Source organism: Pseudomonas lactucae, assembly GCF_036688725.1.
Lineage (GTDB): Bacteria > Pseudomonadota > Gammaproteobacteria > Pseudomonadales > Pseudomonadaceae > Aquipseudomonas > Aquipseudomonas lactucae.
This window is the reverse complement of the sequence record NZ_JAQQPT010000014.1, coordinates 33,268-46,546: the sequence shown is the minus strand read 5'-3', so window position 1 is coordinate 46,546 and position 13,279 is coordinate 33,268. Positions and strand designations below refer to the sequence as shown.

Annotated in this window: 6 protein-coding genes and 1 pseudogene; all 7 read right to left on the bottom strand. The window is 52.6% G+C overall.

Annotated elements, in window-relative coordinates:
- Positions 1-189 precede the first annotated feature (189 nt).
- Entirely contained in the window at positions 190-1,626 is a 1,437-nt protein-coding gene (locus tag V6M90_RS17200) for an RNA-directed DNA polymerase (protein ID WP_332846830.1), read from the bottom strand.
- Between the two features lie 580 nt (positions 1,627-2,206).
- A complete protein-coding gene (locus V6M90_RS17195) occupies positions 2,207-3,292 on the bottom strand; it encodes an HNH endonuclease (protein ID WP_332846829.1) in 1,086 nt (361 codons plus the stop codon).
- Positions 3,293-3,362: 70 nt separating this feature from the next.
- Positions 3,363-3,677, bottom strand: coding sequence for a hypothetical protein (locus V6M90_RS17190; protein WP_005740720.1), 315 nt, complete (start codon positions 3,675-3,677; stop codon positions 3,363-3,365).
- A gap of 500 nt (positions 3,678-4,177) precedes the next feature.
- Positions 4,178-5,950, bottom strand: coding sequence for an SIR2 family protein (locus V6M90_RS17185; protein ID WP_332846828.1), 1,773 nt, complete (start codon positions 5,948-5,950; stop codon positions 4,178-4,180).
- Between the two features lie 153 nt (positions 5,951-6,103).
- Positions 6,104-6,235, bottom strand: a pseudogene (locus tag V6M90_RS17180) (transposase domain-containing protein); the annotation flags it as partial.
- Between the two features lie 94 nt (positions 6,236-6,329).
- Complete coding sequence (locus V6M90_RS17175) at positions 6,330-7,034, bottom strand: hypothetical protein (protein ID WP_060691153.1); 705 nt, start codon at positions 7,032-7,034, stop codon at positions 6,330-6,332.
- Complete coding sequence (locus tag V6M90_RS17170) at positions 7,012-13,260, bottom strand: NACHT domain-containing protein (protein WP_332846827.1); 6,249 nt, start codon at positions 13,258-13,260, stop codon at positions 7,012-7,014. Before V6M90_RS17170 ends, V6M90_RS17175 begins: the two co-directional genes overlap by 23 nt.
- Positions 13,261-13,279: the final 19 nt, after the last annotated feature.

The window sequence follows — 13,279 nt, the reverse complement described above, 5'->3', positions numbered from 1 at the left end:
CTAAAATTATCAGTTAGATCCTCTTCTCAAGCGACTAAAACTAGCCCTTGGGAAGGTATAACACATTGGTGTCACGCCCATTTTACTGAGCCCGGAGCACTTCCGCTTTGGCTTGTGGCCAAAGGTACCGCTGTCATCAAGTAATTCTTTCAGCGGTAGGCGCCACCCAGATTTGAGTATACCTGAAATTCAATAAATTTCTCCCTCGTCCGCGTGCATTTTTGCCAACACAAATTTCACATAGCGCTCATATCGTTCAATGATTTGTGCGTCAGTAAGGGGCACATCAGGGTCTACTCGGCCCCGAGCGTCCAAAAAACGCAGCTTCTGAGCGACTGATATGTTCAGGTCATAGTCACGAATATAGCCACCTCGCGGGTTAAACTTCAGTTCGTAATGCGAACGAGCAAGCGTTTTTAAGGGGGGTTCACCTTTCGCCGTCAGCAATGGCACGCGCGCGATCATACTCGCAACCGCTCGATCCATTTGGTGAAGCAATTTTTCGTCTGTGATTTGGTTGAAATAGGCCATCCAGCCATATCGCTTGTTTCCGCTGATAGCGCCAGTAATTTTCTCATTAAGCTCTAGAAAAAAAATATCAACTAAACGTTCTTGATTTAGATATTTATGCTTTTCCAAGCGCTTCGCGTAATTATGCTTGAAATCACTGACCTTGGCAGCGATCGCCCGCAGAAAACGCTCAAAGGTCTCATCGCGTACTGTAATTTTCGGCAGTTTGAAATCATACCCCAGATAAGAGAATCGCCTATCGATAGGGCCTATATAAGTTTTCGGCGAGGTGCGCCCATGCAAAGTCAAACCTCTACGGGAAAGCCTTCTACGGACTGACTCATAAGCACTTTCTATTACTTTTGGATCACCATACATCAATACGTCGTCGACGTAGCGGTAATAGGTCAATCCAGCTATCGACCTCATATGCGTGTCAACATCCACCATATAAATTGCAGCTAAAATATTAGATATCGCAAGACCTTGAGGAACACCTTTCTCTTGCTTGAAGTCTGAATAATTAATTCTCCGAGCATTCTGCGGTACAGTTGGAGTATGCAAGGCATGTGCAATTAGAGAAATTGCTTTTTTACAGTTTATTTGTTTTTTTAGTAATTTTATCAATCTATCGTGTTGAATTGAATCGTAGAATTTTTCAATGTCGGTGCAGCATATCCATGTATCGCTACCTTCTAGCTCGATCATCTCCTTCGCGACTGATCGAACATAAGTGCTTGCAACATCCCTCTGGACGGTCTTAGGAAATACCAGAGCTAAGAACCTGTGAAGCTGGTGAAGAATCACGCGGTCCCTGATAGTAGGTATTCCTATTATTCGAGGCGCTTTATCACGACCTTTGAGCTTGAGCTTTTCCAGAAAAGGAGAAAATCGGAATGTCTCATTAAGACATTTCTCCGAGACTAGTTCTAATTCCTTTTCGGAACGAGTTGAATATTGGAAGCCATTAATGCGATCTACCCCTTTTGCAGGGGAGCTCTTAAATTTTTCCCGATACGCGAATATTAAAGCGTTCGCTGTAAACATCCTGCGAAATAATTCATCCTCCTTAATGAACCCTTGAGTATACAGCACTGAATCTATATCAATAATCATCCCTTTGTCCTGAATGGCAACTCAATGTGGACCTACAGGTCTAAAATCCATGTTCTATTGGCGCATTTTATTCTCGGTTAACACGTTCCGTATACCTTTACCAAAATGGAGGCACGCAGGGACAATATTTGATCGAGTGGTCACGTCGCGCATTGGGTCAATCTCAGTCTGAGCGTTAGCCAGTGCAGACCGACCTACCGGACTGCGCAGGACACGACCAAGGAGCCTCAAGAGAATTTGTGATCAAACCAATTGGATGTTGATCAGTGGTCGCCAAAAACATTCTGAGGCGAACGTCCGTTTTTGGCCCAGAGTGTGTAAAACGCTTCGTCAAAATTGAAGTGCGCGCGTCTACGTTAAATCTGAAATTTATCGGCACGTCAGCAGATGTGGATTTCGCTCAGATGCGCGATTTTTAGTCCGATTTTGAGTACCTGTCGCGTTCGAAAACGTTTTTACACAGCCTCGGCGGAGAGCGGACCTTTTCCCGTTATCTCTGCCAACCCGTAGTAGCTCTCTAAGTGCCGGCAGGGACCGGTTATCAGCCCCTGACCACAAGCAGCTTCCCAACCCAGAAAATTTAATTCTCCTTTCCAACACTCAGTTCACGATGTACAACCCGGTGGCAATTCGCGCAGAGGCATTGTAAATCCTCCAGGCTTGTCAGATGCCCTGCCGCCATTTGCGCAACCTGCACGGTCCGATGGTGTACCTCAATGCAGGCCTCTCCGTTTTCGGCGCCGTAAGCTTCAACCGGATCAATTTTGCAGCGCTCGCAATAGAGTCGTCCGTGGTTCTTCTTGAATTCAGCTTTCTTGGCAATCGACAAACCTGGGGCGCGCTCCTTCCGTAGATGAGCTACGAGCCTGGGCTGCCCCTCAGTCCATACTCGATCTTCATGCAGTGTTGGCAGTGCGGGATCAGCTATCAAGGCACCTTTGGGCACTATACGGAAGCCAGCACCTTCCAGGATTTGAAAACAGACGCTGCTAACGCCAGCGATGAAATGTTTTGGCAGTATCTGAAATCCCAAAGCGCGTGTAGCAGCTAAGCCAAATACCGCCTTCGGTGGCAAACGGAGATTTTCATCAACGATCAGGTCGTAATCGGTTGACTCAGCAAAGCCAGGTGAATCAATTCCTCTGATCAGGTCCTGAACAGCACGCCATATATGCTCGGCGGTGACTCCACGAAGCACTTCAACCGGAAGCCGATCGAGGCTTCGTAGATTTTTATCTACAGGAATACCACCAAGCGCGAGACTTAATGCCTGAGCATCGCCCCCAGATATCGTCATCCGAATGCGTCGAGTGGAGTTGCCTCCCGAGGACTCAGAGGACGATCGGCCAATGGCCTTCATTCGACTGGAAAGGACTTTCACAACCTGATCAACAGGCACCTGGCCCTCCTCCGAGGTCAGTATCGTTCGCTGAGAAATGGGAATGCCTTGAACGCGGCTGCTATCAACCCAGACGCGTTCTACTGCAAACGAAGCCCGCTTCAGCCTGGCCAGTAAAACAGAAAGCCCCAGAGCATATTCGGAGTTGATCGCGCCCTTACCTTTGGTACCGCCACGACTGTGGAATACAACCTCGTCCGACTCGATCCCGAAGTGCGCGTCGATTGGATTACCATCGTCAGAAATAATCTGAAATAAACGCGCCATGTCTGCCGCTGTTCCCTAAAGTTTCAAGCGTCTGATGGTAACGCACGCACAAGGCGCAAAGCTGCCCTAGTTAACTGCCAGGATAGGTATCATGGAAAATGCCCTTGGCGGCAAGCTGCTTGTCGTAGGCCTCGACCACCAGTTGTTTGGCCTCTTGAAATCGATAGATTTGCTCATCATAGATGAATGCCAGCTCACCCCAGAAATGATGAACCGTAGAAAGGGCAACGACATTGTCGTGCCGATCTGACCGGCCCTTCTCCTTCACTTCTTCCAACTTGTCGCGGGTGCTCATTCTGCCGCCCGCAATACCGGCAATCCCATGTTCCAGAACATGAACGAGGATTTTCCATGCGGGATCATCGTCTTCGAAGATCTTGATCATGTTGCCCCCTGGCTTTTGAGCAGTCCTAAACTATACGGATTGGCTGATCTCACCCTTGGCCAATATAACCCTCTCCCTGCACTTCCTCTTTTCCGCTCCCCCCACAGCAGTCCGCCCAGTCATGTATTCCGTGACCGGCCTATCGCGCTCGGCCTTCTCCAAGCGCCTCCAAGAACTGACTGTTATCTCGCTCGGCCACGTGATCTTGATCATGCGCCAAGCCTGACGTATGCAGCAAGGCCAACCTGTCGTGCAGCCGATGCCTGCGGCCACTAGTGGAGGCCGCCTTTACACAGGCATTCAGCAAGATGATCGGAGTGCTACCAGGGACGTATTGGAAGCAGTTTAGGTGTAAGCGAACGGTGAACACTCCTACCTCACGATTAGGTGGGCATCCGCTTAATCACGCAAGATGTGTTCGGCAGACGCTTACCCTGACGGTTGCGGGTCGCTGAGATCAGTGATCCATGATCTGGATTTAGGGAAGCCTTGGAGCGCCTTTACCACCTGCTCATTCGGCCTAATCCTTCTAAGAATCGCTGGAGGTAGCTCTCACTGCCATAAGCAAAGCCGGCAGCAAGCAAGGGTGCGTTGAACTCCGCTGTAGAGTATTCCTGAGCAAAGCGCGAGATTGTCTCCGAGTGCCACGACAGACGGCCCATCGCGATGTTTCGAAATTGACTCTGCTGTATTCGATTATTGAGCTCTTCTTCATTGACGCCGTTCGCTTGAGCGAAGAACAGCAGGTTCAGAAACTCGAAACGCTCGTACAGCAGCTCGGGATCCTGCACTCCGGCGAACGAGGGAGCCCATTTACAGGTAATGAGGCTGGCCAGGCGATTGGATAGCGGTGTACGAGCGTCGCTCTGATCCTCTAAGGTTTTCCAGTGCGCCAGCAGTCCGTTGCCGGCCTCTAAATAGAACGGTGACAACTCATAACCAATCAATCCTGGTTGCTCACGGCGGTTAATGACGGTTGAATTGAGCAGGCTATATAGAACGTCAAGGCGATTTGCACGGGTCAGGCCCAGTGAATAGCCAAGAACGACCAACGTAGCTGGGTAGTTCTTCAGGGCGAGCCAGTGGGTATAGCCAGCCTGCTCCCTATGAGCTTCGGCATATAGCCCTTTAACGGCATCCAGTACGAGACTCAGCTCATCACCTGTGCCCCATCGGCCTAGCACTGAAGCAAGGCGTGCGATTGGTTCTGCGATAGCCTCGTACTCTGGAACCCAATCACTGAACGCCTGGGCTCTCACGTCACCCTGTCCTGCAAATAGAGGTGAAAAATCAGCAATACTCTGTCGAGTTTGAGCCGTGACCAGGTCGTCGAGCTGGATTCTGTGTTCAGGCCGGTCCATGAAGCGTTTTGCCATGGCGATCATCAGCTCGACGCTCGCCGGATTGGGCTGGCGGGATTTTTGAATGGTCTCAAGCTTCAGGTTAAGAGCATCGAAGAACGTATCCGCATCAGTCCCACTAACCACCGAAGCGCGGCGTCGTGCGACCAATTCTTGGGCGCGCTCAGATACACCTCCTCGGGCGAGCCAGTAGGTTGGGTAGCGTCGGGAAGGGGCGCGTAGAAACGCAGCCCTCAGGGCGTGATCCCATTCTCCTGACCAGCCGGCGACGATCAACCCGAACTCATCGATTATCCTGTCGAGCAGAGCGTTGAATTCAGTGGGGTAGTCGCCCAGTTCAACATCCGTATTTAGAATCCGGGCGTCCTTGTAATCGCCATGGATTTTGAGGATGAAGCACTGGGAATGGGTGAGCGGTTCTGCTCCTGCCAGGGTATCGACCGAACTCACGATCGTGGGCTCGATGCCTGCATCACGCAGTGCGTTTTCCATCAGCCTGTCGAAGTTGGTGGTCACGATGACCCGCACGTGTCCAGCACGCACCATTTCTGCGATAGCTCGATGAGCCCTGGTGGGTACTTTTAAACCGTCCTCCAGCTCTTGGGCTGTAGGCTCCAGGAAGCTCTGCACAATGGCTCTGCGTTCGCTCTGCGTGCCCGCTAAGGTCTCCAGCAGCGTGGAATAGTTAGGCTGCTCTCCTGTCTGACCTCGATACCAAGCATACCAATCCTCTTGCTCGCCGACACCTGAGGCAATACCGGCACGTTTGACTAGCTCCATGGTGATCTCCCAGCCGGTCGGAATACCGGCGGCGCGGGATACTCCTGAGCCTAGGAGTAACGCGTAGACTCCCTTGTTCTCATATACAGAGAATGCAAGCTGGGTAGTGGGGTCATTGGCGATCATGGGCATAGAGTCTTCCTTGTATTCGGGGTAGCAACATGTGTCACGAAGTCGCCAGCCCTGTTCTGGGTGGGGGCATTCTAGCCAAAGGCCATCACTTGTGCAGTGATCGTACCTCTCGAGTTCGAATAAGCGTCCGGGCATCCCTTCTTGCTTGCGCAACTAAACGGGTGGCCACCGATGCGGCAACGACTCCCCAATTCCACTTGCCCGCTGCGTCGGCAGGCGCGTGAGCACATCCTTCAAATAGGTATACCCATCATGCCCGTTGAGCTTGGCCGCCTGGATCATGGACTGCCCCCGACACCGTAGACATTTCCAGTCTATGAAACCGGCTCACATAAACGATGTGAGCGCTGATTTGATCCTGCGTCAGCGACCATGCAGATCATGGTTCCTTTTGAGTACTCAGATTGGTGTCTAGCTTCTCACGAAGCTCAGCTGCAACTCCCCCCGCCAGCTCGGCAAAACTCTCGAGCCTTAGGATCTTGTCGCGTAAAGTTTTCTTTCTAGCCATTTCTGTTTTTTCTTCGCGGTCAGCATCGTCTGGGTACAAGCGCTCCAGCAGAAACTCAATGGTCTGTCGATCAGGTTCGGCCTCTACACCAGCCTTCAGCGCAGCCTCCACCCACGGCTGTGCTTGGGAAGCTGCGGCTGTACCTGCGGACTGCAGGGCATGTTGGATAAGCACACGTGCGGAATAGTCGAGGCTGAAAGCGAGCTCCAACCAATGCCTCATAGGCTCATCAACGGTATCCAGCACCGCATCTTTTAAAATAGGTCGAAAATAGCGATAGTCGTCTCCGCGCTCCACATCCAGGGCCGCCAGTGTTCTGGTTATTGGCTCGATTTCCTGGAGCGGCCTCAGATGGCTTGGCAAAGTATTACGGTGCTCCCAAAGGGTGAGGATGGCTTTTACACATTCGTCTCGCATCGCTGTGGTAGCGTGCTCGGGATTATTCTCGACCGCATTGATACGAGCCGCGACGTCATGCGCCACCCATTGACCGAGAAGGTCATCGGCGAGCCCAAGCTTAGCGACCAAGAGCTTGCCGAGTTCCAATACTGCTTTAGAGTGGGTGCTTGATTGCATCGCGATCCATTAAGTAATAACGCACATAGGGAGCAGGATAGGGTTCAAACTCGTCGTCTTTTGGACGATTACGAGATGGCCTTCGTCTAACCGAAACGCTGAGCACCAAGCAGTCCCGTGGGTAGCTCTGAAACAATGATTGGATAAATGCAGTGTTACCACTCAGACGCGCACCTTTTATCTGCTCGGTCTCGCGTCCATATCCTACAGCCTGAGTCCAGGACTCACTACGCAGCTGCCCCCCGGATTCGGAGTTCCACCACCGACCATCCACGGACATGCGCAGTCCAAGATCTTCAATCGCTTGGAAGCCAGGCGAAATCGCAGGATAACCAATCTCCGCAGCCCAAGGATCGTACTCGTCCAGGCCACGTGAGTTTCCGTCGTGTACGATCCAACCTTTCAGAGAAAAATCGCCGATTGCGTGCAGGTCCTGATAATCGGCGGAGGGCAGAGAAAAGTTATCTAGTTGTGGTGCGGTTTGAAGCGCTGCAATTAGCGCATGGGCGCCATTGCGTGAGACTCGTGCGCTTCGAACGGACACCTCTTCTCTGTTCTCTTTGTCTCCAGTGCTCCAATGGCCCCAAAATACATGTAGCCCGTCGTCAGTGAGCAGCTGCTGGTCAAGGTAATCAGGGGTTACACGCCAGCACCAATCGTTGTCGGAATAACTTTCCTTCGGTAAGGGACGCGACACCAGCGGTGGATCTCGGCGATCGGCAAGCCAGCCACCATCCGTGCGGGTCAGCAAATGCTCATCCAGCCACTGGTCAAATTCATTTTCTGTTTCCTCACTCGCGTGCCGAACCGCTCGCTGTTCCAAAAGATTGGACGCGATGATCATCATTGAGTGGTACGCATAATAAGCGCAGAGGTCATCTGTCTGAGGCATGCTGCCGTGGGAGTGGCTGGTTTCACCATCTACAAAAATCTTTCTGGTATAGCGCGCATCGTCTCTTGACCACCCTGTAGCCCCCCCGAACCGGTCATGGATGACCTTGCGGGCTCTGATTTCCATCGCGTTCTCACCGACCCCAAACACTCGCCCGAGAGGAGCTAGCCAGTAAGGGCCTATATCGACACCGAAATAGTAGCGCTCGCCATCTCCGATAACGGTGGCTGTCAAGTTGTCGTCATCTGCATCGAGTTCGTCCCAGCCGCTGGAAATTTTTGGCGGAAGGTGAGGTGCATTAATGGAATCGAGGCCCTGCTCGGCCGCCACTGCTGCTAACTTCGCATCATGCACGAGACGCAGCGCTTGAGCAGAAAAAGCACGCAACATGACATGCTCTTCTTTCAGGCAGATATGCAGAAACGGGAGGAACGGTGCAAGGCTCTGGGGATTTTCACGCCCGCCCCGAACCAGCCCGATCAGCATCCATTGCCGAGCATGCCATTCGTAGAACTCCAGACCCTGATCAACAAATGATGGAGCGATCCCCTCTAGCGCGCAATGCTCAAGTGCGACCAACAGTTCGAGCCATGACAGTTCGGAACACGCTCGTACGACATGCGCGAACTCCCAACGAGTGGCAGCAACTGGCGATCCCAGCCCTGTCCAGATATAACCTGCAAGTGCGTCGACACAGTTTACGGGCGCGCGAAGCGTTTCAGCCCAAGGCCCATCACCATCTTCCGGGCGTAATACGTCCTCAAGCAAGTCGAGCCCGTAGTTCAAGGCCTCATCCGCCTCAACGGCGCTCAGAAATGATGCCAAGGGCTCAATCAGCTGAAATAGTCCGCTAGCGCTTAACTTATCAGCATGCACGGCAAAGCCTTCAAGGGTGGCCGATGCGATGTCGCGATCCGTCAATATCCCGGACGAGACTAATCGGTCAAACGGTAGAAAGCTTGCCCATCCACGGTGCCCAGCGCGCTCAGGTTCACGCTTACACACGCAGCGCACTGCTTCTCGCACAGCGGACCTTAGAGACATCATTCGCAATGCTGTATCAGGAATGGCATCGAGTAGATAACGTAATTCAAATACGCCAAATTCGACCCATTCCGAAATCGCCTGGATGAACGCGGGCATCTCCCCTAACCCGACACGACGAATTCCCTCACGGAAAAATTCGTTGAATTGGTACGGCGTATCGTATTTCTTGAGATCAGCGTACGCAGTCCTCAATGCCGAAGAATCAGCCATGTCAGTTTCGTCGAAAAAATGTAACCAATCTGGTGTGCTTCTGACGATGGAATCGTGTGATTGGCTCCCTGCCGCAGGCATTTTTGTATGATCGGCTACTGATGCGGCTCGACTATCCACCCACAAACGCTGAGCATCCGGTAATTCGAGATCAACATCGCGACCTCTCTTGATTAATTCCTGCCAAGTATCTGCACCGTGAGACTGTATACGAAGGTACCGATAGGCGATTTGCGTAACCGTGCGGGCATCGAATGGTGATTTTGGATCGTCAAGCGTGCTCTGTAGGTTCTTCAATCTGCTCCAGTGAGCATCGATCCCTGCGAGAGCTACCGGGGTGACTGTCGGAAGATGGCCTCTGCATACACAGTGGTTGATGGCCGCTGGCAATAATCGAGCCTCATCGCCAAATCGTCGATCCCGCCAACGGCTCAAAATAGCAAGTGCTGATGAGGGACAGAGGTCGACGAGCGCTTCTACAGTTCTGTTCCAGTCAAAGTGCTTATCGCGAGCAACATACTCGTACGTCAGCTCGGCTACCCTTGATAAGCGATAGGCTGTCTGGGACCGTGATTCTACTGATGAAGCTGCGTTGGCCAAATCAAGCATTGCAGACCAGCGAGATAAATTCTCATCACCGATTCGACTAGCGATTTCGACGGCTCGACTGAAGTAAGCACTCGCCTCCGATAGGCTTATCGGCAAAATGGCACGAGCCAGACGCACGTACGCATCCGTTCGGGTTTCCGCGTCGTCACGAAGCTGCTCCAGAGCTTCGTAGGCGGCGAACGCAAAATCGAATGAGAGTTGAGTCAGCGCTTTTGTTCTAGCAGCGAGACGGCATAGCGTTGTCAGGGTGTCAGGCCACAGAGGCCGTTCTCGGTTGCTGACCCAGGCCTGAAACTCTGTGATGTATTGCGGACTTACAGCCGGTGAGTCGCGCAAAATTTGAATCCATTCAATCGCAGCTGACTGACGAATCGTGGAGTGGCGTTGATAGTCGCTTGACTCAGCATTTTTGGTGGCCTGAATCGCAGTCTTAATATGCGCTCCCAGATCAGAAGGGCAACGACCACAGCTGATCTTCACTGAGAGTATTATCCATGGAAGCAATCCGCCAACGTCACGCTTGAACACCTGTGTTTCGCGGCTTTGTCCGTAAGACTCAGTTTTAGTGAGCTGTTGGCGTACATCAGCAGGAGCCAACTCGATGAGCGTCAACTCATTTCCGCGCAACTCGGCTTCGAGCGCGTAAGCGCGGATCATTGGAGCACGCTCAGATCCGTATGAATCAGATAGTAGAGTGGGAGGCGACTGCGGAAGATAGCGTTGAATAATCGCGACCCAAGTGTCGTTATCGGTCGGGAGGGTTCGCATCGCGAGTAAGAGCGCCGATTGCACCGCGTACAATACCTCCCATCGTTCGTCCCAGCCCGAGGACTCTGACAATTTCACACGTCGATCAGCCAGGAGACGGATAAGGCGCGCCAGCGGTTGGACAGGAAAGTTTACACCGGCTTGTGCGGCTTCACTGGCGAGGCCGAGAAGAAGCCATACATCATTCCCTGCAGCATGCGCCAAGGCGTTAAGCTCCGCGTACTCGCCCAGATCTATCAGTTTCTGGGCGATGTGCTTACCACTCATGAGCGCGAGGTGCCGGGACTTCCAGCGCCTCAGAAATTGCGCGGAGGCTTCGGGGCTTTGGATTCGAAGCGTCGCTAATGCAATCTCGGCTCTATCGGCGTTCGTGACGTTTTCACGCGGACCGTCATCCGGAATACTTCTCGCCCATGCATGTAACCAGTCCATCGCCATCCGAAGCCGGCTCGCGGCCTCAGCAGTGAACTCCTTAGTCCCAGACAACAGACACGCATCATAGGCATGGTGCGACCCCATCCAGGTGGATTCGAAAGTGCGTCGTGAAACCAGCTCGTTGACTCGATCTGGCGGCAGCAGTCGGGCAGCGATTTCTGTGTTTTCCTGAATCAGCTTTGTCTGCCGTGTCTCTCCAGCGCTTTCTCCCGCAGCCTTTAGCGCGAGTTTGGCTGCGGACAGGTGGCGTCCCTGTTCAAGGCAGGCCTTGAGAGCGAACGTCAACCGCTGTAGCTCGACATCACGGCGTTCCAAGGGCTTAGCTTCGGGTAGTCCTTCTTCGGAAAGCGCAAGATCGATCAGCTCATCCATCCGTCCTGCGGCCAACAAAATCTGAGGAAGCGTCGATGCGACATAGGAGCTTTCGCTGGCAAGCGGACGCAAGCGATTGAGGAACTGGTTTAACCCATCCGCATCGGGTCTGAACGTTTCGTGAAACCAGGTTTCTGCGGGCTCATCGAGAAAATGGAGACTTTCACCTTTGATGAAGAGTGGCCGGCCAAGGTCGAGTGCGAAGGATCGCACGGCGCTTTCCGAAGTTCCGGAAATCCTTGCAAGCACCCCAACCGGCACGAGAGGACGCAGGATTGCTAATCCTTGGCAAATTAGGTCGATTTGATTGGATTCGACCCCTGCTTGATCCTTCAACTTATCGACCGCGCGTTGCAGCAAATCTCCGATCGCACGCTCCACCGTTGTAGGCTCCGGCCCCAACTGCTTAAGCATCTCCAGAATAGGTAATCGCTGCTCGAGTGCCAGAGCCTGAACGCGAGGATTTGAGCTGCTCAAAAACGCGAATTCGGCAACTTCGGCTAGGGTCGCCTCAGGATAGTGAGTTCGTAAATGTTGCGCGGTCTCAAACTCATTGAAAGGGCTGAGCTCAATCTCGGTGCTATCAGGCGGAGCGTTCAGGCGATGTCGTCGATGAGTTCGGCAGGTAAAAATCAGATGCACGCCATTGGGCATCGAGGTTCGTATCAGATCTCTGACAAAAGCATGCTCGCTGAGCTCCTCGGCAGCCATATCCGAGTTGTCGGCAGCGTCGATGATCAGACAGAGACTTGCCCCCGCGTTTTCTGCTCGCAATATTTCGATTGCTTGGGTCAGTCGGCTACAAAACGCCTGCATGTACTGCTTGGAGTCAGCAAGGCTGGAGGGAAGAAGCGGATGGCAAAATCCTCGCGCAGCAAGCTCGTTCGAAATCTGCACCAGGGCATCACGATGACGATGCCTATAGTGAAGCGCATTGCGGTAAAGACCATCGCCGAAGCAGTCATACAACACCGACTCAGAGCCATTGGGCATTGAACTAGCCAGCCGTTGAGCGAGGATCGACTTTCCTACTCCGCCGTCTGCGTGCACGATTACTGGGTGCGCTGAATGGAGGATGATCTCTAGTATCTCGTCTTCCTGAGCGCGCGCGTAGACATTCTGCGGGCGAACAATTTGGCAAGGTGCCGGAAAAAGCTCCAGTTCACTCACTTTTAGCGATCGAAGTACATCATGTCGCCGGATTGCGGGATCTTTTGTAAATTCGCTGCCAGCCTTGCGCGTGACAAGCTCCTTCAACTGAACTGGAGCATCATAATCGGAATCCGCAAGATACTTGGCGATATCCTGGGAAAGCAGGTTTCGCTGAGCCCATAGGCTTGGTTCATCCCCATCAAATGAAAATAGGCTGAAAAAGTCAGCATTCTGCGTATCGGAAAGCGCTGAGTAGCTCAGCAGGGTTTTTTCGATGGTGGGATGGCGAGCATCAGCGGCATTGGCCAGGTCGTGGAGCGCTTCTTTCAGCCTGGGATCGATGGGGCGATTCGTGGTGAATTCGAAGCGGAATTTCTGCTTCAATTCTGCAACGGGAAATTGCTCAAGAAGTTTTTTATACCGATTGGTAAAACCACGCAGTGTCTTGCTCAAACCGCCAGCCTGCCAAGGCTCAACGATTTGCCGAGTTGAGTGTTTTAACTGGATGTAGCGAACGCATCGAGCTCCTATCAACGTCTCAGAGCCATAATAGAGGCCAACGTCGATGAGATCGACTCCTTGCTCAATTATGTCTTCACTCTCATTAGACGAAGGTCCTTCGACAGTGACCGCTTTCAGATCGCTCGAGCCTGGCAATAAGGCAAGGCACTGCCTTGCCGCCCAGTGATAGTGGAACTGATCCCCGTCGCGGCTTGGTCTCACCAAGTCCTTGTCTGCCATTTCAATTTCTCACAATCCT

Bases quoted from the DNA above. Each gene is read 5' to 3' on its own strand.
- V6M90_RS17170 (WP_332846827.1), bottom strand. From the start codon at position 13,260: ATGGCAGACAAGGACTTGGTGAGACCAAGCCGCGACGGGGATCAGTTC.
- V6M90_RS17175 (WP_060691153.1), bottom strand. From the start codon at position 7,034: ATGCAATCAAGCACCCACTCTAAAGCAGTATTGGAACTCGGCAAGCTC.
- V6M90_RS17200 (WP_332846830.1), bottom strand. From the start codon at position 1,626: ATGATTATTGATATAGATTCAGTGCTGTATACTCAAGGGTTCATTAAG.
- V6M90_RS17195 (WP_332846829.1), bottom strand. From the start codon at position 3,292: ATGGCGCGTTTATTTCAGATTATTTCTGACGATGGTAATCCAATCGAC.
- V6M90_RS17190 (WP_005740720.1), bottom strand. From the start codon at position 3,677: ATGATCAAGATCTTCGAAGACGATGATCCCGCATGGAAAATCCTCGTT.
- V6M90_RS17185 (WP_332846828.1), bottom strand. From the start codon at position 5,950: ATGCCCATGATCGCCAATGACCCCACTACCCAGCTTGCATTCTCTGTA.